Below are 23278 nucleotides of genomic sequence, written 5' to 3' on the forward strand. Positions count from 1 at the left end.
TTCAGGCTTACGGCGCCTTGACGAAACCGCTCACGGCATCGATCAGTTGCGGCGCCACCGGCAGATCGGGTGTGAAGTAGGATTTCTGCTGCAAGGCCTGATCGTCGCCGACGATTTTCAGCACGTGGTTCATGCCCTCGACCATCACCAGCCTGGCCTTCGGCGCGGCGGCCGACAGCGCCCTAGCGTCCGCCTCCGGCACCTGGATGTCTTTCGTGCCTTGCACGATCAGCACCGGCATCTTCAGCGCGGCGATGGCTTTGCGCGGATCGTGCAGCAGCGTCGAGATCAGATAGGGCTGTACGTCCGGACGATACAGCGACATCAATGGCGGCGGGACTTTGTCGCTGGTCTTGCCTTGCTTGAGGTCTTCCAGTATGCGGTCGCTTTCGGCCATCAGTGGCGGCGGCAGTTTGCCGGCCAGTTGTTCGCGCAGCAGTTCGTCCAGTGGCCGGCCGCTGCCGGAAATCAGCACGCAGGCATCCGCCCTGCCCTGCGCGCAGGCTTCGGAGGCGATCAGCGCGCCTTCACTGTGGCCGGCCATGACGACGCGCGAGAAGCGCGCATCGGTGCGCAGTTTTTTCAGCCATGCGGCGGCGTCGCCAATGTAGTCGTCGAGACGCAGATTCTCTTCCTTCCACACCGGCAACGCGCTGGCGCCGATGGCGCGCTTGTCGTAGCGGATCGAGGCGATGCCGTGCTTGGCCAGACCTTCGGCCAGCAGCTTGAGGGAGTCGTTAGGACCGGGCAGCATGGTGTTGTTGCCATCGCGGTCGGTGGGGCCGGAGCCAGCATGCAGCAGCACCACCGGCACTTTGCCCTGCACACCGTCGGGCGTCAGTTCGGTGCCGTAAAGAGTGCCGCCACCGACCTCCAGCGATACCGGGCGTTGCGCCGCTGCGGCAGACAAGGACACCATCAACAGCGACAACATGAATTTGAAGCGCATACTTTTCTCCAGTCAGTGAGGAAGACGTTTGTACAGCAACAGCGAGTAGCCGGTGGCCAGCGGCGCCCAGGCCAGCATCAGCGACAGCACCACCCAGTGCGAGGCATGCAGCCAGATTGCCAGCAGCATCAGCAGGCCGCTGGCGACCATCAGCTTGGCCGCCATGCGATGGGTGCCGTACCAGACCGCTTCGCTGGCCAGCGTCCACGGCGTGCGGATGCCAAGGAAGAAGTTGCGCCGCACCTTGCCCATTGGGTTGCCGATCAGGATCAGCAGCACCGCTATGCCGGCCGGCAGCGCGCGGTCAATCGGCACGCCGCCATGCACCGCTTCCGTCAGCACCAGCGCATAGATGTAGCCCATGGTGGCCACAACCACGGTGCCGACGTAGGAATAGGTGCGGGCAAACGAATCCACCTCGTAACGGCGCGGCGACAGGTAGGGCGACATCCAGCAGGCCACCATGATCAGCAACATCATGCCCGGACCGAGCGCCCAATAGCTGGCGCGCGGACCGTAGCCATTGGCCTTGCCGGCGGCGTTCCAGTGTACCGGCACCACGTCCGGCAGCAATGGCCAGTAGTAGGCGGTGGCCGCGCAGACGGCGGCGATCATCAGCAGACAAAAGACGATGTGCGGCTTCTTCATTTTTTCCTCGCTTGAGTATCCGGGCCGGCCAGGTCCATCATCCACGCCAGCACGTCTTGCAACACGGTGGTGTTGAGCCCATACCAGATGGTCTGCCCTTCGCGCCGGCGCGTGATCAGGTCCGCTTCCGCCAGCACCGAGAAGTGATGCGACATGGTCGGCTTGCTCATATCGAAGCGCTCCGCCAATTCGCCGGCTGTCATCTCGCCTCCGCGCAGCAGGCGCAGGATCTCGCGCCGCGCCGGATCGGCGATGGCTTTGAAAGCGCTGTTGGTCGCACTCATTAGGAAACCATCTAATTAGATAATTATCTAAATATAGGCGCAAAAAAAGCAGGCGTCAAGCGCCTGCCTTTGGCCAGGGTTACAGCGACTTGACGAACTCGCGGATACCGCCCAACAGCATCTCAATCGACATTGCCGTCAGGATCAGGCCCATCAGGCGCTCGAAGGCGGTCATCACCTGCGGGCCGAGCACCTTCTGCAACCTCTCGGCGCTGAGAAACACCGCCAGCCACACCGCCGCCACCGCCGCCAACGCCGCCACGTGCACCAGCACCTCGCCGGTGCTGTCGCTGGAGAACAGCAGCACCGTGGCCAGCGCCGACGGTCCCGCCAGCGCCGGTATCGCCAGCGGCACGATGAACGGCTCGGCGCCGTCGGTGCGACCGAGCACGCCGTCCGGATGCGGGAAGATCATGCGGATCGAAATCAGCAGCAGAATCACGGCGCCGCCGATGCGCAGCGCCACTTCCGACAGGTGCAGCGCGCTGAGGAAGTGGCGACCGAAGAACATGAAGATCAGCAGCAGCACGAAGGCGATGCCGCATTCGCGGATTACGATGCGCGGCCGGCGCGCCACCGGCACCGGATTGAGGACGCTGGCGAACAGCGGCACGTTGCCGAACGGGTCGGTCACCAGCACCAGCAGAATAAAAGTCTGAAAAAAGTCTTGGGTCATGAGTATCGATCCGGGTTAACGCAAAAGGGAGCCGAAGCTCCCTTGCCCGAACGGCTTACGCAGCCGTTTCGCCTTTCTTGATCCATGCCGCCAGTTGATGCGGACGCAGCGCGTCGTAGTCTTCAAACGGCTGGTGTATCCATGGGTTGTGCGGCAGTTCTTCCATCTGGTAGTCCGGCTTGAAGGCCGAGCTGCCCTTGGTCCAGATGACCGCAGTCTTCACTTCGGTCACGCCGGCGAAGTTCTGTTTCAGGTGGTCCACCACCTTCATCAGCGTCACGCCGGAATCGGCCAGGTCGTCCAGCAGCAGAATCTTGCCGCTCAGCGGGCCCTTGGTCATCGTCATGTATTTGGCGATATCCAGGTCACCCTGCACGGTGCCCTTCTCGGCGCGGTAGGAGCTGGTCGACAGGATCGCCAGCGGCACGTCGAAGATGCGCGAGAACACGTCGCCAGGACGCACGCCGCCGCGCGCCAGGCACAGCACCATGTCAAACTTCCAGCCCGATTCATGCACCTTGAGCGCCAGGCGCTCGATCAGGCGATGATACTCGTCCCAGGAGACCCAGAGGTGTTTGTCGTTCGATTGTGGGGTAGTCATAATATTCCTCGATTACGCGAACGGGTGACGCAGCACGATCGTCTCTTCACGATCCGGACCGGTCGATACCATGTCAACCGGCACGCCGACCAACTCTTCGATACGCTTGATGTAGTTGCGGGCCGCGACCGGCAGCGCGTCCATCGACTTGGCGCCGACGGTGGTGTCGGTCCAACCCGGCATTTCCTCGTACACCGGCACGCAACGCGCGGCTTCCTCGGCGCCCGACGGGAAGATGTCCACGGCTTCGCCGTCGATGGTGTAGCCGGTGCACAGCTTCAGCGTTTCCAGGCCGTCCAGCACGTCCAGCTTGGTGATGCACATGCCGGTCACGCCGTTGATCTGCACCGAGCGGCGCAGCAGCGCGGCGTCGAACCAGCCGCAGCGACGGGCACGGCCGGTCACGGTGCCGAACTCGTGGCCCACTTGCGCCAGGTGGTGACCCACGCCGGCGTCGGTTGGCAGTTCCGAAGGGAACGGGCCCGAACCGACACGGGTGGTGTAGGCCTTGGTGATACCCATGACGTAGTGCAGCATGCTCGGACCAACGCCGGCGCCGGCGGCGGCATTGCCGGCCACGCAGTTCGACGAGGTGACGAACGGATAGGTGCCGTGGTCGACGTCCAGCAGCGAGCCTTGCGCGCCTTCAAACAGCAGGTTGGCGCCGGCCTTGTGCGCCTTGTACAGCGCGCTCGACACGTCGGTGACCATTGGGCGCAGGCGCGGCACGTAGGCCAGCGCGTCGTCCAGGGTCTTCTGGTAATCGACCTTCGGTGCTTTCAGATAGTTTTCCAGCACGAAGTTGTGGTAATCCAGATTGGCTTCCAGCTTCTCGGCCAGGCGCTTCTCGTTCAGCAGGTCGGCGATACGGATGGCGCGGCGCGCCACCTTGTCTTCATACGCCGGGCCGATGCCCTTGCCGGTGGTGCCGATCTTGGCGTCGCCGCGGGCGGCTTCGCGCGCGTGGTCCAGCGCGGCGTGGTAAGGCAGGATCACCGGCGCGGCGTCCGACACTTTCAGGCGCGAGGCGACTTCCACGCCCACCGCTTCCAGCTTGTCGATTTCGCGCAGCACGTCCGGCACCGACACCACCACACCGTTACCGATGTAGCAGGCCACGCCTGGACGCATGATGCCCGACGGGATCAGCTGCAGCGCGGTTTTCACGCCGCCGATGACCAGCGTGTGGCCGGCGTTGTGGCCGCCCTGGAAGCGCACCACACCCTGGGCGTGGTCGGTCAGCCAGTCGACAATTTTGCCTTTACCTTCATCGCCCCATTGGGTACCGATGACGACGACGTTTTTTGCGTTTTTGTTTGACATCACATTAACCTAAGTTTTTAAGAATCCAGTTACTACCATTCTCGTCGAGGACCAGCGCGCGATCGCACTCGAACTCGTCCAGCTCGTGACTGTGACCCGGCATACTCTGGATCACCACCTCGCCGGACTTGCGCAGTTCGGCGATTTTTTCCTTCAATTCCGGCGCATTGCCCCACGGCGCGCGGATCGAATGTTTGCGCTCCGCAGTAGGCAACAGGCGCGCCAGTTCGCGCAGGTCGAGCGAGAAGCCGGTGGCGGGACGCGCCCGGCCGAAGGCCTCGCCTACGTGATCGTAACGGCCGCCGCGCGCCACCGCGTTCGGCAAGCCTGGCACATACAGCGCGAACATCGCACCGCTTTCGTATTGGTAGCCGCGCAGGTCGGCCAGGTCGATCGCCACTTGCGCGCGGCCGATGGCCGATGCCGCCAGCGCCGCCAGTTCGGCCAGCGCCTTGGCGATGCCCGGCAGGTCCGGCAGCACCTCGCGCGCCTTGGTCAGCACGTCGATGTCGCCGTACAGCGATGGCAGCGCCAGCAAGGCGTCGCGCACCACCGGGTCGTAATCGGTGGCCAGCGCCTTCAGGTCCGGCACGTCCTTGGCGCGCAGCGCGGCGTGGATTTGCGCCTGGTCACGCTGGGCGGCCGGGCAGTTTTCCAGCAGCGCGCGCAGCACGCCAACATGAGTCAGGTCCAACCGCACGTCGGTGAAGCCGGCCAGGGCCAAGGAGGCCAAGGCCAGTTCCTGAATTTCGGCGTCGGCTTCGAGGCCGGCGTGGCCGTACATCTCGCAGCCGATCTGCAATGGCTCGCGGGTGGCGTGCAGGCCCGATGGACGGGTATGCAGCACGCTGCCGGCGTAGCACAGGCGCGTGACCGAGGCGCGGTTCAGCAGGTGGGCGTCGATGCGCGCCACCTGGGTGGTCATGTCGGGACGCAGGCCGAGCATGCGCCCGGACAGCTGGTCCACCAGCTTGAAGGTACGCAGGTCGGTGTCTTCACCGGCGCCGGTGAGCAGCGACTCCAGGTACTCCAGCAGCGGCGGCATCACCAGCTCGTAACCATACGTGCGGAAATTATCCAGCATCAGGCGACGCAACTCTTCAATCTTGCGTGCTTCCGACGGCAATACGTCAGCGATATTCTCAGGCAGCAGCCAATTCGGCATGGGACTATTTATTTAAGAAATGAACAATGCGGCACGCGTGCCGGGGCCACTCAAGCGGAGGGCCGAACCTGATATTTTACGCGATAATGCGTCTAACGAGGGGAAAAAGATGCGAAACGGGGAGCCAGAGGCTCCCCGTGCGGCTTACTTTTTGGCTGGCGCCGGGGCTGCGCCGCCGCTGCCGGAGCTCTTGAAGTACTTGAAGAAGTCCGAGCTGGAATCCATCACCATCACGTCGCCATGGTTCTTGAAGGTGGCGCGATACGCTTCCAGGCTGCGATAGAACTTGTAGAACTCAGGGTTCTTGCCAAACGCTTCGGCGTAGATGGCCGACGCTTTCGCATCGCCCTCACCGCGAATCTGCTCGGCGTCGCGATAAGCTTCCGCCAGGATCACGGAACGCTGACGATCAGCATCGGCGCGGATCTTCTCCGACTCCGCCGACCCGGTCGAACGCAGTTCGTTGGCCACGCGGGTACGCTCGGCCTTCATGCGCTCATACACCGAGGTGTTGATCTGCTCGACGTATTCCACACGCTTCAGGCGCACGTCGATGATCTCGACGCCGATTTGCGCGGCCTCGTTGACCACCTTGGTGCGGATGCCTTCCATCACCTTGCCGCGCTGGCCGGAAATCACTTCAGCCACGGTGCGGCGGGTGATTTCCTCGTTCAGTGCGGCCTTGATGATCTGCGACATGCGGTCGCGCGCGCGGCTTTCGTCACCGCCGAAGGTCACGTAGTAGAGCTTAGGCTGATTCTCGTTGCGGCCGATGCGCCACTTGACGAAGCTGTCCACCAGAATATTCATCTTCTCGGCGGTGATGAAACGCTCGGCGTCCGGCGATTCAATCGTCATGATGCGGTTATCCAGGAACACCACATTCTGGAACGGCGGCGGCAACTTGAAGTGCAGACCCGGCTCGCGGATCACTTCCTTGATCTGCCCCAGTGCGAACACGATCGCATATTTGCGTTGGTCGACCACAAACACGGTCGACGACAACAGCATCAGCGCGATGAACGCCAGGACAACGGTACTAGCTATGCGATTCATTAACGGCTCTCCCGGTCACGAGACGTATCACGCGAGCGCGGATCGCGCTGGCGATTGACTTCAACCGACGGCATCAACTCCGACGGCAGCGTGGTGCTGGCCGCTGGCGTACCGCCAGCTTGCGCGGCGCGCGCCGCTGCGGCTTGCGCATCGGTGGCCGCAGCCTGGGCGATCAGCTTATCCAACGGCAGATACAGCAAATTGCTGCCCGATTTGGCGTCCACCATGACCTTCGAGGTGCTGGAGAATATCTGCTGCATGGTTTCCAGGTACAGACGGTCGCGGGTCACGCCCGGCGCCTTCTGATACTCGACCAAAACTTGCTTGAAGCGCGAAGCGTTACCGGTGGCGTTTTCCACCACCATCGAACGATAGGCTTCTGCCTCCTGCGCCAGGCGCGAGGCGGCGCCGCGCGCTTTAGGAATCACGTCGTTGGCGTAGGCCTGGCCTTCGTTTTTCTGGCGCTCGCGGTCCTGCCCTGCCTTGACGGCATCATCAAACGCGATCTGCACCTGCTCCGGCGGCTGCACCGCCTGCAGCGTCACGTTCGACACCAGCACGCCGGAGGCGTAGCGGTCGAGGATCTGCTGCATCAGCTGCTGGGTTTCAAAGGCGACCTTGTCGCGGCCTTCGTACAGCACGAAGTCCATCTTGTTCTTGCCGACGATTTCGCGGATCGAGGTTTCGGCGACCTGGCGGACGGTGTCTTCCTCATCGCGGTTGTTCATCAGCCAGGCGACCGGATCTTTCAGCTTGAACTGCACGGCGAACTGAATGTCGATGATGTTCTCATCATCGGTCAGCATCAGCGATTCGCGCGCCTGCTTGTTCTTGATATTGCCGCGGTAGCCGATTTCCACCATCCGCATCTGCGATACCTTGACCGTTTCGTTGGTCTGGAACGGATACGGCCAGCGCCAGTTGAAACCGGAGCCGGTGGTGTGACTGACCTTGCCGAAGGTGTAGACGATGCCGGTCTGGCCCTCTTGCACGATGAACGAGCCGCTGGCGAGCCAGATCAGCGCGACCACCGCGCCGACCGCGCCGGCGGTGGCGCGCATGCCGCCGGTGAAGTCGGGGCGATTGCCGCCGCCACCATCGCCGCCGCTGCCGTCGCCGCCGTTGTTATTGTTGTTGGGGCGCTTCTTCTGCCCGAACAGATTATTGAGGCGATTATTGAAATCGCGCCAGAGTTGTTCCATGTCTGGCGGTCCGCCCTCGCCGGGCTTCTTGCCTTCATTGGCTTGCGGCTGCTTATCGTCCTTGCCCCAGCGCGGGTCATTGAGCGACAGCTTCAAGCCGAGTCGTTTCATAATCGAGGAGACACGCATTAGTGTGATCCAACATCAGTGAGGGTGGGACTGCTCTCTACTTCTTCTAATTCTTCTTCGGTCTGATACGACGGTTGCTGCAGGCGCGCGCCCGGCGCGTCCTTGGCCCATTCGGCGATGGCGCCGCGCAGCAGGTCGAGGCCTACGCCAGTGCGGGCACTGACGAAGACTCGGGAAATCTTATCATACTCATCCCGCTCGACCGAGGGTTCCAGGTCCGCCGCGTCGATCTTGTTCCACACTAAAATCTGCGGAATATGATCGGCGCCGATTTCCCGCAACACCAGGTTAACCTGCTCGATCTGCTCCATACGCACCGGCGACGCGGCGTCGACCACGTGCAGCAGCAGATCGGCGTGGATCGTCTCCTCCAGCGTGGCGCGGAAAGCCGCCACCAGCTGGTGCGGCAGCTCGCGCACGAAACCGACGGTATCCGACAGCACCACGTGCCCGACTTCCTCGTTCATGTAGACACGGCGCGAGGTCGTGTCCAGCGTGGCGAACAGCTGGTCGGCCGCGTACACGCCGGCCTTGGTCACCGCGTTGAACAAGGTCGATTTGCCGGCATTGGTGTAACCCACCAGCGAGATCGAGAAAGTCTGGGTACGGTTGCGTGAACGGCGCTGGGTCTCGTGCTGCTTGCGCAGCTTGGCCAGGCGCGCGCGCAAGGCTTTAACGCGCTCACCGATCAATCGGCGGTCGGTTTCCAGCTGCGTCTCACCCGGACCGCGCAAGCCGATACCGCCCTTCTGGCGCTCAAGGTGAGTCCAGCCGCGGATCAGGCGCGTGGCCAGATGCTGCAACTGCGCCAGCTCGACTTGCAACTTGCCCTCGTGGCTCTTGGCCCGCTGGGCGAAGATATCAAGAATCAAGCTGGTCCGGTCCAGCACGCGGATGTTCAGGCGCTTTTCCAGATTGCGTTGCTGGGCCGGCGACAGCGCGTGGTTGAAGATGACGATTTCGACGCGGTCCGCCAGCACGGCCTGACCGATTTCATCGGCCTTGCCGCTGCCGACGAAATAGGCGGCGTCCGGGGCGGAGCGCTTGGCCGTGATCACCGTCACCGGTTCCGCGCCTGCTGAACGGGCCAACAGGTTCAGTTCCTCGACGCTGGCGGCAAAGTCGCCCTGGCCGAAATCAATACCGACTAGAGCTGCACGCATACGACGGTCACGCTAGGTGAAAAGAAACGATACGGCAATGCTTATTCCGCTTCGTTTTCAATATTGAGGTTAACGGCGCGTGCCGGCACCACGGTGGAGATGGCGTGTTTGTACACCATCTGGGTCACGGTGTTACGCAGCAAAACGACGTATTGGTCGAACGATTCGATATGGCCTTGCAGCTTGATGCCATTGACCAGATAGATCGACACAGGCACGTGCTCTTTACGCAAAGCGTTCAGGAATGGGTCTTGTAACAGTTGCCCTTTATTGCTCATAACAGCTCCATTTTATGTTGTTGTGTTGGAAGTGGAGGCGAAACGCTTGAATTCAAGCTCGTGGCCCAGCGAAAAGTCTTAAAAAGTCAAACTATTTTCGCTGAAACACCGCTCACCACGTCAAAAGTGGTGCTTCTAAGCCACTGTACCCTGTTTTTGTTTTTTTTGCAGGATGTTCCTGCAAAAAAACACGAAAAAAATTCGTGTCACTTCGCGGAAGTTTTTGCGAACGGATTTTTACCGGTGCGCAGTTCAATCCGCAACGGCGTGCCGACCAGATTGAACGTCTCGCGGAAATGCTTTTCCAGATAGCGCTTGTACGGTTCCGCGATCGCGTCGAGGGCATTGCCGTGGATCACAATCACCGGCGGATTCATGCCGCCCTGGTGGGCGTAACGCAGCTTCGGACGGATCGACCCCTTGCGGCGCGGCTCCTGCTTCTCCACCGCCTCGATCAGCGCGCGGGTCAGCTTCGGCGTCGACAGGTCGGCGAACGCGGCGGCATATGCCTGGTCCAGCGACTTCATCAGTGGGCCGATGCCCTGCGCCTTCAGCGCCGAGATGAAGTGCATCTTGGCGAAGCCGAGGAAGTCCAGCTTGCGGTCGATGTCGATCTTGATCTCGTCGCGCCGCCACGACTCCAGACCATCCCACTTGTTGACGGCGATCACCAGCGCGCGGCCGGTTTCCAGCACGAAGCCGGCGATGTGCGCGTCCTGCTCGGAGATGTCCTGCTGCGCGTCGAGCATCAGCACGACCACGTTGGCTTCCGAGATCGATTGCAGCGTCTTCACCACCGAGAATTTTTCGATGGCCTCGAACACCTTGCCGCGACGGCGGATACCGGCGGTGTCGATCAGCGTGTACTTCTTGCCTTCGCGCTCGAATGGAATCTCGATCGAGTCGCGGGTGGTGCCCGGCATGTCGAAGGCGATCACGCGTTCTTCGCCGACCAGGGTGTTGATCAGCGTCGACTTGCCGACGTTGGGACGGCCGACCAGCGCGATCTTGACGCCGCGATCAACCTTCTCCAGCTCTTCCGGATCTTCCGGACGTTTTTCAAACGCGGTGTCCAGCGCCAGATCCACCAGATCGTTCACGCCATCGCCGTGTGCGGACGAAATGACCGCCGGTTCGCCCAGGCCCAGTTCATAGAAGTCCGCCACCACCGCGTTGTAGCGCATGCCCTCCGCCTTGTTGACCACCAGGATCACCGGACGGCCGCTCTTGCGCAGGAAGTCGGTGATGGTCTTGTCGTGCGGCGTCAGGCCCTGGCGGCCGTCGACCAGGAAGACGACGATGTCGGCTTCGGCCACGGCCTGCTTGGTCTGCTTGGCCATCTGATGGAGGATGCCTTCCTTGGCCACCGGCTCAAAGCCGCCGGTGTCGATAACGAGGAAGGGACGTTCGCCGACACGGCCCTCGCCATAGTGACGATCGCGCGTCAACCCAGGCAAGTCCGCCACCAGCGCATCGCGCGAGCGGGTCAGACGATTGAACAAGGTCGATTTCCCTACATTGGGTCGACCCACTAGTGCGATTACCGGCTTCATTTTATTATTCGACCGCGAGAGCGGTCACAGTCCCTGATTGGGTTTGGAAAATCAAATTCGTGCCAGCGATGACCGGATCAGCGTTGATTGCGCTGCCGTCGGTCGCCACACGACCAATAAATGCGCCATCTTCCCGCGACAGGAAGTGGATGTATCCCTGGTAGTCGCCCACCGCCACCGCGCGTCCATAGGACACGGGAGTGGACAGCACGCGGTACGACAGCTTGTCGTTCTTCCAGGCGTTGGCGCCGTTTTCACGGCTGTAGGCCGATACCGCGCCTTTGTCGTCGGAGACGAATACGAAACGCTGGTCAACCGCCACACCCTTGTCGGAGGACGTGGCCTTGCTCCAGTGCGGCGCGCCGGTGGTGGCGTCGAAGCAGGCCACACGGCCCTGATACGACACGGCGCAAACATCTTTATCCGCCACCACCGGCGTGCCGGCGATGTCGGTCACGCGTTCCAGCTCGGTGGCGCCGCGCGGTTCGCCGACCACCACTTCAAACCGTTGCAGGCCGCCGGCGGTATTCAGCGCCAGCAGCTTGCCGCCCGGCTGGGCGATGTAGGCGTTCTGGCCGCTGATGACCATGCCCGGCGCGTTGCGCAGCGTCAGCGCCGGCGTGGTGCGGGCCACGTTCCATTTCTTGGCGCCGGTCTTGGCGTCGTAACCGCTGATCATGTTATCGACACTGCGCACCACCACCACGCCGTTGCCGGCTTCCGGCGACGACAGCACTTCGCTCGTCGCCTGCGCCTTCCACAGCTGCTTGCCGTTGATGTCGTAGGCGAAGATCTGGCCCTTGGCGCCGCCAACCACCACCACTTCACCGTCGGTGCCAACGCCCGCCGTCAGGTCGGTGCCGGTCTTGACACGCCAGATTTCCTTGCCGGTGGCCGCGTCCAGACGCGCCAGCGTGCCATCGGCATCCGCCACGTACAGGCTGTCGCCGGCGTAGGCCGGCGTGAAGACCGCGTTGCCGGCTTTGCCGAGCGAGTACTTCCACACCACCTTCGGCACCAGCGACGCGTCTTTCAGCTCCACCAGCGGCGCCGGCTGGTTCTTGGTTTCTTTGGACCCGAACAAGGAACAACCGGCCAACATCGCAAACACACTTGCTGCAACTACTTTTTCGGTAATACGCATAATTTTTAAGCCTTGATCGTTACGAGTCGATTACGCTGCGCCCTTGTCAGCCGGCACGCTGCCGCCGATTGCTTCCAGTTTCATCTGGATCAGTTGACGGCCCGGGTTCTTCTTGTCGGTCGCGTTGAACGCGGCCTGGTAGGCGGCGCGGGCCTCGGTCAGCTTGTTCTGCGCGGCCAGGATGTCACCCTTGCGATCGGCGGCGGCGCCGGCGAATTGCGCCGGCATGTCGCCTTCCAGCGCCTTCAGCGCCTCGGGATAGGCTTTTTCGTCCAGCAGCACGCCGGCCAGACGGATCTTGGCGACCGCCTTGAACTCTTCGGCGCCGTGATCGGCGGCCCATTGCAGCTGGGCCTTGGCCGACTTCAGGTCATTGGCGTCGAACGCGCTCTTGGCGGCGGCCAGCGCGGCCATCGGCGCGTAGGCGGTACCGGCGTATTTGCTTTCCATGTCGCCGGCGGCGCGCAGCACCTTGGCATTGTCCTTGGCTTCCACGGCCGACTGCAGCTCGCCGTACAGCGCCGACGCTTCGGCGGCCTGGCTGCGCTGGTGGTACTGCCAGTAAGTCCAGCCGGAGTAGGCGGCGAGGCCGGCGATCAGCACCCAGGTAGCCACATTGCCGTACTTGTCCCACCACGCTTTGAGGGACGCGAGTTGTTCTTGTTCTTCAAGATCGTATGCCATGGTATTCGTCTGCCGTTATAGTTAAATGGAATGCTTAGTGATTGCAGTGCTCATCGTGCACGTGGTGGTGATGATCGCCGCTATCGGTGATCTGGTCCACCACAAAATCCACCACATCGTCGAACGGCACGGTGGTTTGCTGCTGCTCGCCTTCCGACGCGCGCATCGACTTGACGGCGGCGGTGTTGTTCGCCACTTCGTCCTCGCCGAGGATGACCGCGAAGGCGGCGCCGCTGCCATCGGCCTTCTTCATCTGCGACTTGAAGCTGCCCGCACCGGCCGCGGTGGAACCGTGCATGATCACGTCCAGGCCGGCGTCACGCAGACGCTCGCCCAGCACGAAGGCTTGCAGCTGCGCCGCCTCGCCCTGGTGTACCAGGTAGACGTCGCACTGGTTGGGCGCATCCGGCTCGCCGGCTTCCTTCATCAGCTCCAGCAGGCGCTCGATGCCCATGGCGAAACCGACGGCGGGCGTCGGCTTGCCGCCGAAGGAGGCGATCAGCGGATCGTAACGGCCGCCGGCGCACACGGTGCCTTGCGAGCCCAATGCGTCGGTGACCCATTCGAACACGGTGCGGTTGTAGTAATCCAGACCGCGCACCAGGCGGGTGTTGATCACGTACTGCACATTGGCGTGATCGAGAATCTTGCGCACGCCGTTGAAGTGAGCCAACGATTCCTCGCCCAGATAGTCCATCAGCTTCGGCGCGGCGTTGACCATGTCCTGCATCGCAGGGTTCTTGGTGTCCAGAATGCGCAGCGGGTTGCTGTGCAGGCGGCGCCTGGCTTCGGCGTCGAGGATGTCTTCGTGCTTTTCCAGATAGGCGATCAGGTCGACGCGGTGGCGCGCGCGCTCTTCGGCGTCACCGATCGAATTGATCTCTAGGCGAATCTCCGGCAGGCCCAGGTCATCCCACAGACGGCGGCACATGATGATCATTTCGGCATCGACGTCCGGGCCGCTGAAGCCCACGGCTTCGCAACCGAACTGGTAGAACTGGCGATAGCGGCCGCGCTGCGGACGCTCGTGGCGAAACATCGGGCCAGTGTACCACAGGCGTTTCGGGCCTTCGTAGACCAGGTTATGCTCGATGACCGCGCGCACCGCGCCGGCCGTGCCTTCAGGCCGCAGCGTCAGCTGGTCGCCGTTCATCGCATCCTCGAAGGAGTACATTTCCTTTTCAACGATGTCGGTGACAGCGCCGATGGCGCGCTTGAACAGCGCGGTGTCTTCCACGATCGGCGTGCGGATCTGTTGGAAACCATAGCTCTGCACCACCGATTGCGCGGTGTTCTCAAACAGCTGCCACAGGTGCGAGTCTTGCGGCAGGATGTCGTTCATGCCTTTGACGGCCGTTATTTTTTCAGATTTGGACATGGTCTTTGCTGTAGTTCTTCTTCACGTAATTCAATACGATTTCCTGGAATTCCTCGACGATGCGCTCACCGCGCAGCGTGGCCACCTTGGCGCCATCGACAAACACCGGCGCCGCCGGCGATTCGCCGGTGCCCGGCAAACTGATGCCGATATTGGCGTGCTTCGATTCGCCCGGACCGTTGACGATGCAGCCCATCACGGCCACGTTCATCCCCTCCACGCCCGGATAGGTCTTTTTCCATTCCGGCATCTGGTCGCGCAGGAAGGTCTGGATGTTATCCGCCAGCTCCTGGAAGGTGGTCGACGTGGTGCGGCCGCAGCCCGGACACGCGATCACCATCGGCGTGAATTTGCGCAGGCCCATGGTCTGCAGGATCTCCTGCCCCACCACCACTTCCTTGGTGCGGTCGCCGCCCGGCTCCGGCGTCAGCGAGATGCGGATGGTATCGCCGATACCCTCTTGCAGCAGCACCGACAGCGCCGCCGTCGAGGCGACGATGCCCTTGCTACCCATGCCCGCCTCGGTCAGGCCGAGATGCAGCGGGTAGTCGCAGCGCTTGCCCAGTTCACGGTAGACGGCAATCAGATCCTGCACGCCCGAGACTTTGCACGACAGGATGATCTTGTCGCGGCCCAGGCCCAGTTCTTCCGCGCGCTGCGCGTTTTCGATGGCGGAGGTAATCAGCGCCTCATACATCACCTGCTGCGCGGTCCACGGATTTTCGCGCACGGCGTTTTCGTCCATGATGCGCGCCAGCAGCGCCTGATCCAGGCTGCCCCAGTTGACGCCGATGCGCACCGGCTTGTCGTAGCGCGCGGCCACTTCGATCATCTGCGCAAACTGCGAGTCGCGCTTGGCGCCCTTGCCGACGTTGCCCGGATTGATGCGGTACTTGGACAGCGCCTTGGCGCATTCCGGATAGTCGTTCAGCAGCGTGTGGCCGTTGTAGTGGAAGTCGCCGACCAGCGGCACGTCAACCTCCATCTTGTCCAGCTGTTCGCGGATATACGGCACCGCCTCGGCGGCTTCCGGACGGTCCACGGTCAGGCGCACCAGCTCCGAACCGGCGCGCGCCAGGTCGCGGATCTGGATCGCGGTTTCGATGGCGTTGGCGGTGTCGGTGTTGGTCATCGACTGCACCACGACCGGGGCGTCGCCGCCGACCCAGATTTTACGCTCGCCGTGCGAGATCAACACCCGGCGGCTGGCGCGGCGATCCGTTGGTCCCGATGGAATAGCAGTTTGCGTCATGTTCTCTAACTCTGTTACTTAATATTTACGCGCGAAATCGTGCCGCCCGGGATGGTCGGCAACGGCAGCGGTGCGCCGCCCAGCGTGGCCTGCACGGCGCCTGGCTTGCCGACGATCAGCAGCGCCGGGTCCTTGATATCAAAGGTCTCGGTGCTGCCGGCTTTGACCAGACGCGCAATCATCGGCGTCGTGCCGGGGCGGCGGATTTCCACCCACGAATCCTCGGTCAGCGTCAGCACCAGCTGGTGACCGACGCCGTTGGCCGTCGCCGAGATGGTCGGCGTTGGCGCGACGGCGGGCGGCACGGCTGCCGGTGCCGGCGTCGGCGCGGCAGGTACCGGGGCCGGCGTTGGCGGCGTCACAGCGGCGGCGGCCGGCGCGGTGGCCGGCGGCTCAACACCCTGCACCGCCGACGTCGCGCCCTGCTCGCCTTGCTGCGGCGGCACGGAAATCAGCGGCACGCTCTTCTGCTGCAGCGGCGCGTTTTCCTCACCCGGCTTGACCAGCGTGGTCTCGATGGCCGGCGTGGTTTCCGCCGTCTTCACTGCTTCCGTCTTCCGTTCAAACAGCGACGGCGGAATCATGCCGCTCTGGTAGGCGTAAGCGGCGGCGCCACCCACCACGGCCACCACCGCCAGCCCGACCAGCCAGCCGGAGCTGCTCGACGAACGCCCCGTCATCGACGGGAAACGCGATTCGGAGAACGAGGCCGACAAATCCTTGCGCGGCACCACCACCTCGGGGCTGGCGGGCACCTCGACTTCAATCATCGCCACCAGCGGGGCCGCGTCCATCTTCAATACCTTGGCGTAGGCGCGGACAAAGCCGCGCGTCACCGCCGTGTTGGGGAGCGCGGCGTAGTCGCCCGCTTCCAATGCCTTCACCTGGCGCACGGCCAGCTTCAGTTGGGTCGCAATCTGTTCAACCGTCCAACCCATCGATTCGCGCTGGGCGGCCAGCAACGCTCCGGGCGTAGCCTTGCCAGAACTGCCCTGCTCCTTCGGCGTATCTGCCAACTCAGAATTCATTGGTACCCCTGTCTCACTCATCAAACGCCCCACGTTGATAAGCAGCATATTCGGTCGAAGCGGAGTGGTGACGGCGCAATTGCGTCGCCCAGCCAGCTTCCGCCTCCGTCTCGCCCAGCTTATGCTGCACCTTAATCGCGAGCCACAGCACATCGGCCGTCAGGCTCTCCATCTTCGCCACCTTGTTCAATCGGGCGATATAGAAATTGGCGCGCACATAATCGCCTTTTTCAAAATATACCCGCGCCAGATTGGCGTTGGTGGCCGGCAAGTCGGGCGTCAACTGCATGGCTTGCAGCAGATAACGCTCCGCGCTGGCGTAATCCTTGATCTTCAATGCGCACGAACCGGCGTTGTTCGCGGCGCTGGCCGGCGAACGGTAGGCGCGGTTGTTCAGGGCCGCGTCAAACAGCGGCAGCGCTTCCTTTACCCGGCCAATCTGGCACAGGAAGGAACCGTAGTTGTTCGCCAGCTCCGGGCTGTTCGGCGCCAGCTTGCGGGCGCGGACGAAGTTATCCTCGGCCAGGGCGGTCTCGCCCATCTGCTGGTAAATCAGGCCACGCATGCCGTAGGCGTCGGCGTGCCCGGGGTCGGCCGCCAGCGCCAGCTTCACTTCATCCAGCGCCACCGCGTACTGGCCTTGCTGGAAGTAGCCGATGGCCAGCTGCATGCGGATATCCACCTTGCGCTGCGCCGCCGTCTGGTCCGACGCGGTCGACAGCTCGGCCTTGCCGCTCTGCCCCGCTCCCGGCGAGGCGCAACCGGCCAGCGTCCCTGCCACGCAAAGCGCGACGAGACTGGGCCGGCTACGCTGCGCCTGGAATGTCATCAGGAATGGATCTCCACGATCTTGCCGAAATTGGCGCCGAACTTTTGCTGGTACTCGGCCATTTTTTCCATGCGCTGCTGGACCTTGGTGCGGTCCTGCACTTCGCCGGCGAGCTGGCCGCAGGCGGCGTCGATATCGTCGCCCCGGGTTTTGCGGATGGTGGTGACGATGCCGGCGTCCAGCAGCACCTGCGCGAAGGACTTGATGCGCGGGTTCTTCGAGCGCAGCAGGCCCGATTCCGGGAACGGGTTGAACGGGATCAGGTTGAATTTGCAGTTGACGCCGAATTCGCGGTCGGTCACCAGCGCGATCAGCTCGCGCGCGTGCTCGTCGCTGTCGTTGACGCCGTCCAGCATGCAGTATTCGAAGGTGATGAAGTCGCGCGGCGCGAATTCCAGATAGCGCTTGCAGGCGGCCATCAGCTCCTTCAGCGGGTACTTCTTGTTCAGCGGGATCAGGCCGTTGCGCAGCTCGTCGTTCGAGGCATGCAGCGAGACGGCCAGCGCCACCGGCACTTCCTGCGCCAGCTTGTCGATCATCGGCACCACGCCCGAGGTGGACAGCGTGACGCGGCGGCGCGACAGGCCGTAGGCGTTATCGTCCAGCATCAGCTTCAGCGCGGTGGCGGTCGGCTCGAAGTTCAGCAGCGGCTCACCCATGCCCATCATGACCACGTTGGTGATCTGGCGTTCGCCTTTCGGGCCGGGCTCGATGCCCTTGGTGCGGCGCAGTTCGAATTCCGCCATCCACAGCTGGCCGATGATTTCGCCGACCGTCAGGTTGCGGCTGAAGCCCTGCTTGCCGGTCGAGCAGAAACGGCAGTTGACCGCGCAGCCGGCCTGAGTGGAAATGCACAGCGTGCCGCGGTTTTCTTCCGGAATGTACACGGTTTCGACGGCGTTGCCGTTGCCGACGTCGACCAGCCATTTGCGGGTGCCGTCGGTCGAGGTATGGTCGCTGATGATCGCGGGGGCGACGATCTGGGCGCGGGTTTTCAGTTTGTCGCGCAGCGACTTGGCCAGGTCCGTCATGGCGTCGAAATCCGACGCGCCGAATTGATGGATCCAGCGTTGCAGTTGCTTGGCGCGGAACGGCTTCTCTCCCAACTCGGCGCAGTAAGCGATGAGCTGCGCGGGATCGAAGTCCAGCAAGTTGGTCAAAGGAGCGTTCATGGTGTGGTTCAAATCAGTACGAATCATTTATCCCGTTTCCGCACCGCGGCGCGGAAACGGAATCCTTACAAATTACTTACCGAAGAAGTAAGCGATTTCAACAGCGGCGGCTTCGACGGCGTCGGAGCCGTGCACAGCGTTGGCGTCGATCGAGTCGGCGAAATCAGCACGGATGGTGCCTTTGTCGGCCTTCTTCGGATCGGTGGCACCCATCAGTTCGCGGTTTTTCAGGACGGCGTTTTCGCCTTCCAGCGCTTGAATCATGACTGGGCCCGAAACCATGAAGTCCACCAGATCTTTGAAGAAGCCGCGCTCTTTGTGAGCGGCGTAGAAGCCTTCAGCTTCTTCGCGCGACAGTTGCTTCATTTGCGCGGCAACGATCTTCAGGCCAGCTTCTTCGAAGCGGGTGTAGATTTTGCCGATCACGTTTTTTGCAACTGCGTCTGGTTTGATGATCGACAGGGTGCGTTCGATTGCCATTTGAAAAACTCCAATAAAAAGAAAGGTTTAAAACGAAATTGATAATCCAATCAACCTTTGATTTTACCATAGAACACCTCATATTCCAGAATGCGGGCCGTATATAAGCTTGCAACACGAGCATAATGACCGCCATCGACCCGGTTTAAGTCGGCTTTAAGTGCTTTCTTGGCATGTTTTCACTTATTTTTACCCCAACGTGCTATTCTTCGAGCGAAGTAGTTCTAAAAATCCTTTACTGGAGGCAATATGATCAACATGCAAAAAACCTACGATCTGGCGGCGGGTAGCCGTCAGGCCGTGCAGCACCGTGTGCTGCGCAACACCTACTGGCTGCTGGCCCTGTCGATGGTGCCGACCGTCATCGGCGCGGCGGTCGGCGTGTCGCTGCACCTGCCACTGGGCGGCATGATGATGTCGCTGCTGTTCCTGGCGGTCGCCTTTGGTTTCATCTGGGCCATTGAGAAGAACAAGGATTCCGGCGTGGGCGTGGCCCTGCTGCTGGGCTTCACCTTCTTCATGGGTCTGATGCTGACGCCTTTGCTGTCGCGCATACTCGGCTTCGCCAACGGCGGCTTCCTGATCATGACCGCGTTCGGCGGCACGGCGGCGGTGTTCGCGGTGCTGGCGTCGGTGGCCACCGTGTCCAAGCGCGACTTCTCGGGCATGGGCACTTGGCTGTTCGCCGGCGTGATCATCCTGATGCTGGCCTCGATCGCCAACATCTTCCTGCACATCCCGGCGCTGGCGATCGTGATCTCGGTGGTGGCCATTGGCATCTTCTCGGCCTACATCCTGTATGACGTGCAGCAGATCATCAACGGCGGCGAGACCAACTACATCCGCGCCACGCTGAGCCTGTACCTGGACGTGTACAACATCTTCACCAGCCTGCTGAACCTGCTGGGCATCTTCGGCGGCGACCGCGACTAAGCGTTCCCCGCCCCATCAAAAAGCCGGCTCCGCGCCGGCTTTTTTTTATTGTGGCGCCATTCGTAGAGCCCAGGAAACGATGTCCGCTAGAGCACGATCACCGCGCCATCGTTCACATCGCGTCCGGAGAGCGCCGCCAACTGCGGACGGCCCATCGCCACCACGACGCGCAACTGAATCTCACTGCAGGTCGACGGCAGCAGCAGTTCGTGCGCCGACCAGCAGGCGCGCGCGGCCTGCAACCGCGCGTCGGATGAGCGATACACCGCCCGCACCTCCTCCGAAGCCGGGGTGGCGTGCGCCACGGTGCCGGTCGGGGAAAACGAGACAACGGAAGTCGCGGCCAGAACGGCCAGCGCGATAAGGCGGGACAGGAGGCGCATGCCAACTCCGGGGCACTGATGGAATCAGTCCAGTGTTGCGCACGCCTCCCGCAAAGTCAATAACAAAGAAAAACGGTCAGATCAAATCAAATACCGCCATCGATTCGACGTGCGACGTATGCGGGAACATATTGACCACGCCAGCCTTATCCAGCTTGTAGCCGGCGACGTTGACCAGCACGTTGGCGTCGCGCGCCAGCGTCGATGGACTGCACGAGACGTAGACTATGCGTTTCGGCAGGAATTCCGGATTGGTCTTGCGTAGCTCGGCCAGCGCCAGCATCAGCGCCATGGCGCCGTCGCGCGGCGGATCGACCAGCATGCGGTCGAACTTGCCCAGCGCGATCAGGTCTTCCGGCGTCACTTCGAACAGATTGCGGTTGTAGAAGGTGGTCTTGCCGTCCAGGCCGTTGGCTTTGGCGTTGCTCAGCGAACGGTCGGTCAGCGCCTGGCTGCCCTCAATGCCGACCACCTCGCGCGCCTGCGTGGCCAACGGCAGCGTGAAGTTGCCCAGGCCGCAGAACAGGTCAGCCACGCGGTCTTGCGGCTGCACGTCCAGCAGGCGCAGCGCCTTGTGCACCAGCACCCGGTTGATGTGGTGATTCACCTGGGTGAAGTCGACCGGCTTGAACGGCATGCGCACGCCGAACTCGGGCAGCAGGTAGTGCAGCTGCGGTGCCAGCGGGTAGAACGGCGCGGCCGTTTCCGGGCCCTTGGTCTGCAGCCAGAACTGCACGTTGTACTGATCGGCGAAGGCCTTGATCTTGGCTTCGTCGTCGGCGGTCAGCGCGTCCATAATGCGCAGCACCAGCACCGTGAGGTCCTGGCCGATCGCCAGTTCGATTTGCGGAATCTGGTTGAACAAGGTCAGCGAACCGACGAGCGCGCGCAGCGGCATGAACATGTCGGACACGTGCTTCGGCAGGATCTGGCAGCTCTGGATGTCGGCCACGAAGACCGATTTCTTTTCCTTGAAGCCGACCAGCACCGTGCCCTTCTTCTCGACCCAGCGCACCGACAGGCGCGCGCGGTAGCGGTAGCCCCAGGTCGGGCCGTACATCGGGCGCATGATGTTGTCGGCGGTGACTTTACCGATGTGCCACAGATTGTCTTCCAGCACGCGCTGCTTGATCGCCACCTGGGCGCTCGGCTCGATGTGCTGCATCGAGCAGCCGCCGCAGTAGTCGAAGTGTTCGCACTTCGGCTTGACGCGCATCGATGATTCGCGGTGCAGCGCGGTCATGCGCGCGGCTTCCCAGTTTTTCTTCTTCTTGAACGTCTCAAAGCTGACCCGTTCGCCGGGCAGCGCGCCTTCCACGAACACCACTTTGCCTGGCGTGCCGTCTTCATTGTCCTGCATGTGGCCGACGCCCCGGGCGTCCATGTCGAGCGATTTGATGTCGATGATATGTTCTTGCATAGCGTTTAATAGTGAAAAGCGCGGCCAGCCCGCGTGCAGGGCCGATATGATAGCAGATTGGGAACGTCACTCCGGCCACCGGGCGGAATGACCTGCGACGGCTAGAGCAGCGAGTCGCGGACCACGCCGCGCGCGGCCATCGCCCGCTTGAGCTTGACCAGCGCTTCCTGCTGGATCTGGCGCACCCGCTCGCGCGTGACGCCCATTTCCTCGGCCAGTGTTTCCAGCGTGGCCGGGTCGTCGTTGTCGAGGCCGAAACGGCGCATGATGACGATGCGCTGCTTGTCCGGCAGCTTGGTCAGCCAGTCGCGCACCAGCAGCATCATCTCGTGGTGCTCGGCGCGGGCGTCGGGACTGTCGTCGCTGTCGCCGGGCAGCATGTCCATCAGCGACGATTGCGGATCGTTGTCCAGCGGCGCGTCCAGCGACGTGGCGTGCTCGGACAGGGCCAGGATGTCCTGCACCTCCTCCACCGGCCGGCCGACCAGTTCGGCGATGTCCTCGGCGGTGGCGTCCTTGCCGTTGTGGTGTTGCGCTTCGAGGTGGTATTTGCCGCGCAGGATCTGGTTCAGCTCGCGCACCATGTGCACCGGCAGCCGCACCGTGCGTGCCTGGTTCATGATGGCGCGCTCGATGCTCTGGCGTATCCACCAGGTGGCGTAGGTGGAAAAACGGAAACCGCGCTCGGGCTCGAACTTGTCGATGGCGCGCATCAGGCCGATGTTGCCCTCTTCGATCATATCGAGCAGCACCACGCCGCGGTTGATGTAGTGCTTGGCGATCGACACCACCAGCCGCAGATTGTGCTCGATCATCGTCTGGCGGGCGGCGAAATCGCCCGCCTTGGCCAGCGTGGCGTAGTGCACTTCCTGCTGCGCCGTCAGCAGCGGACGGGTGCCGATCTGGTTCAGATAGTGCTGGGTGGTGTCGGTGGACAGCTCGGCGGCCAGCACTTTTTTCAGCTCGTCGACGGTGGCCAGCACCGCGCCCGCTTCGGGCAGATCGGCGTCGTCCGCGCCCTCGCCTGCGTCCGCATCGTGCGCGTCGTCGCGGAAATCATCCTCCGGGAGCGCGTCGTCATCCATCTGATCGTGCGGCGTCGAGGTCATGGCTTACATGGCTCTGCTAACGGTTGGGCAGGAAGCGGGACGGGTCCACCGGTTTGCCCTGCTGCCGTATTTCAAAGTGCAGCTTGACGGAGTCGGTGTCGGAGTCGCCCATTTCCGCGATCATTTGTCCCTTGTTCACGCTCTGACCTTCCTTCACCAGGATGGTCCGGTTGTGCGCGTAAGCGGACAACAAATTATTACTGTGCTTCACAATCACGAGATTACCATATCCGCGGATGCCGCTGCCGGCGTACATCACCTTCCCGGCGCCGGCGGCCACCACCGGCTGGCCGGCCTTGCCGGCGATGTCCACGCCCTTGTTCTTGCCTTCGTCGAAGGTGGCGATGACCTTGCCGTCGGCCGGCCACATCCAGGTCAGGCTGGCGTCGTCGGCGGCCAGTGCCGGCGCGGCCGGCGCGGGGGCCGGGGCCGGCGTCGC

General features: G+C 62.6%; 25 protein-coding genes. 1 reads left to right on the top strand and 24 read right to left on the bottom strand.

Going from position 1 to position 23278, the window contains the following annotated elements:
* Positions 1–7: 7 nt before the first annotated feature.
* From GTP44_RS27195 to ndk, 20 genes are all read right to left on the bottom strand, one after another.
* Positions 8–949, bottom strand: coding sequence for an alpha/beta hydrolase (locus GTP44_RS27195; RefSeq protein WP_202424073.1), 942 nt, complete (start codon positions 947–949; stop codon positions 8–10).
* Between the two features lie 12 nt (positions 950–961).
* On the bottom strand, positions 962–1597 hold the full coding sequence (locus tag GTP44_RS27200) for an SdpI family protein (RefSeq protein ID WP_202424074.1): 636 nt from the start codon (positions 1595–1597) through the stop codon (positions 962–964).
* Positions 1594–1881 carry an autorepressor SdpR family transcription factor gene (locus GTP44_RS13505; RefSeq protein ID WP_160992677.1) on the bottom strand — a complete coding sequence of 96 codons (288 nt, stop codon included), beginning with the start codon at positions 1879–1881 and terminating at the stop codon, positions 1594–1596. The genes GTP44_RS27200 and GTP44_RS13505 overlap by 4 nt, the downstream gene beginning before the upstream one ends.
* Before the next feature lie 79 nt (positions 1882–1960).
* The gene (locus GTP44_RS13510) at positions 1961–2557 is read right to left on the bottom strand and encodes a MarC family protein (RefSeq protein ID WP_161019851.1); all 597 of its coding nucleotides are present in this window, start codon (positions 2555–2557) and stop codon (positions 1961–1963) included.
* A 55-nt stretch (positions 2558–2612) separates the two neighbouring features.
* Positions 2613–3158, bottom strand: a complete 546-nt coding sequence (locus GTP44_RS13515) for a phosphoribosyltransferase (RefSeq protein WP_160992675.1) — start codon at positions 3156–3158, stop codon at positions 2613–2615.
* 12 nt (positions 3159–3170) lie between these two features.
* Positions 3171–4481: an adenylosuccinate synthase gene (locus tag GTP44_RS13520; protein ID WP_161019852.1), complete on the bottom strand. Its 1311-nt coding sequence runs from the start codon at positions 4479–4481 to the stop codon at positions 3171–3173.
* 4 nt (positions 4482–4485) lie between these two features.
* Positions 4486–5646 (bottom strand): ATP phosphoribosyltransferase regulatory subunit, encoded by a 1161-nt coding sequence (locus GTP44_RS13525; protein WP_161019853.1) that lies wholly within the window; start codon positions 5644–5646, stop codon positions 4486–4488.
* 144 nt (positions 5647–5790) lie between these two features.
* On the bottom strand, positions 5791–6702 hold the full coding sequence (hflC, locus tag GTP44_RS13530; protein ID WP_160992672.1) for a protease modulator HflC: 912 nt from the start codon (positions 6700–6702) through the stop codon (positions 5791–5793).
* Positions 6702–8015, bottom strand: a complete 1314-nt coding sequence (hflK, locus tag GTP44_RS13535) for an FtsH protease activity modulator HflK (RefSeq protein WP_229256650.1) — start codon at positions 8013–8015, stop codon at positions 6702–6704. Before hflK ends, hflC begins: the two co-directional genes overlap by 1 nt.
* Positions 8016–8032: 17 nt before the next feature.
* Positions 8033–9196 (bottom strand): GTPase HflX, encoded by a 1164-nt coding sequence (gene hflX, locus GTP44_RS13540; protein ID WP_160992670.1) that lies wholly within the window; start codon positions 9194–9196, stop codon positions 8033–8035.
* Positions 9197–9237: 41 nt separating this feature from the next.
* A complete protein-coding gene (gene hfq, locus GTP44_RS13545; RefSeq protein WP_072780809.1) occupies positions 9238–9474 on the bottom strand; it encodes an RNA chaperone Hfq in 237 nt (78 codons plus the stop codon).
* A 206-nt stretch (positions 9475–9680) separates the two neighbouring features.
* Entirely contained in the window at positions 9681–11027 is a 1347-nt protein-coding gene (der, locus tag GTP44_RS13550; protein ID WP_160992669.1) for a ribosome biogenesis GTPase Der, read from the bottom strand.
* A 4-nt stretch (positions 11028–11031) separates the two neighbouring features.
* Positions 11032–12171 carry an outer membrane protein assembly factor BamB gene (gene bamB, locus GTP44_RS13555; RefSeq protein ID WP_160992668.1) on the bottom strand — a complete coding sequence of 380 codons (1140 nt, stop codon included), beginning with the start codon at positions 12169–12171 and terminating at the stop codon, positions 11032–11034.
* 30 nt (positions 12172–12201) lie between these two features.
* Complete coding sequence (locus GTP44_RS13560) at positions 12202–12855, bottom strand: YfgM family protein (RefSeq protein WP_160992667.1); 654 nt, start codon at positions 12853–12855, stop codon at positions 12202–12204.
* 34 nt (positions 12856–12889) lie between these two features.
* The gene (gene hisS, locus GTP44_RS13565) at positions 12890–14233 is read right to left on the bottom strand and encodes a histidine--tRNA ligase (protein WP_161019854.1); all 1344 of its coding nucleotides are present in this window, start codon (positions 14231–14233) and stop codon (positions 12890–12892) included.
* Positions 14220–15485: a flavodoxin-dependent (E)-4-hydroxy-3-methylbut-2-enyl-diphosphate synthase gene (gene ispG, locus GTP44_RS13570; RefSeq protein WP_160992665.1), complete on the bottom strand. Its 1266-nt coding sequence runs from the start codon at positions 15483–15485 to the stop codon at positions 14220–14222. Before ispG ends, hisS begins: the two co-directional genes overlap by 14 nt.
* A 14-nt stretch (positions 15486–15499) precedes the next feature.
* Positions 15500–16513 carry a helix-turn-helix domain-containing protein gene (locus GTP44_RS13575; protein WP_161019855.1) on the bottom strand — a complete coding sequence of 338 codons (1014 nt, stop codon included), beginning with the start codon at positions 16511–16513 and terminating at the stop codon, positions 15500–15502.
* Positions 16514–16526: 13 nt separating this feature from the next.
* Entirely contained in the window at positions 16527–17342 is an 816-nt protein-coding gene (gene pilW / locus GTP44_RS13580) for a type IV pilus biogenesis/stability protein PilW (protein WP_161019856.1), read from the bottom strand.
* Complete coding sequence (rlmN, locus tag GTP44_RS13585) at positions 17342–18514, bottom strand: dual-specificity RNA methyltransferase RlmN (protein ID WP_161019857.1); 1173 nt, start codon at positions 18512–18514, stop codon at positions 17342–17344. The genes pilW and rlmN overlap by 1 nt, the downstream gene beginning before the upstream one ends.
* A 72-nt stretch (positions 18515–18586) precedes the next feature.
* Positions 18587–18994, bottom strand: coding sequence for a nucleoside-diphosphate kinase (gene ndk / locus GTP44_RS13590; protein WP_072780823.1), 408 nt, complete (start codon positions 18992–18994; stop codon positions 18587–18589).
* A gap of 249 nt (positions 18995–19243) precedes the next feature.
* On the opposite strand from ndk, the gene GTP44_RS13595 reads away from it, so the two are divergent.
* Positions 19244–19927, top strand: a complete 684-nt coding sequence (locus GTP44_RS13595; RefSeq protein WP_161019858.1) for a Bax inhibitor-1/YccA family protein — start codon at positions 19244–19246, stop codon at positions 19925–19927.
* A gap of 86 nt (positions 19928–20013) precedes the next feature.
* Here GTP44_RS13595 and GTP44_RS13600 read toward each other — a convergent pair whose 3' ends face one another.
* The 4 genes from GTP44_RS13600 to GTP44_RS13615 form a co-directional block, all read right to left on the bottom strand.
* Entirely contained in the window at positions 20014–20310 is a 297-nt protein-coding gene (locus GTP44_RS13600) for a hypothetical protein (protein WP_161019859.1), read from the bottom strand.
* 76 nt (positions 20311–20386) lie between these two features.
* A complete protein-coding gene (rlmD, locus tag GTP44_RS13605) occupies positions 20387–21730 on the bottom strand; it encodes a 23S rRNA (uracil(1939)-C(5))-methyltransferase RlmD (protein ID WP_161019860.1) in 1344 nt (447 codons plus the stop codon).
* Positions 21731–21831: 101 nt separating this feature from the next.
* Positions 21832–22839: an RNA polymerase sigma factor RpoS gene (gene rpoS, locus GTP44_RS13610; RefSeq protein WP_161019861.1), complete on the bottom strand. Its 1008-nt coding sequence runs from the start codon at positions 22837–22839 to the stop codon at positions 21832–21834.
* Between the two features lie 16 nt (positions 22840–22855).
* The coding region (locus GTP44_RS13615; RefSeq protein WP_161019862.1) for a peptidoglycan DD-metalloendopeptidase family protein at positions 22856–23278 on the bottom strand (423 nt) is incomplete at its 5' end.

The organism is Duganella lactea (assembly GCF_009857505.1).
Classification (GTDB): domain Bacteria; phylum Pseudomonadota; class Gammaproteobacteria; order Burkholderiales; family Burkholderiaceae_D; genus Rugamonas; species Rugamonas lactea.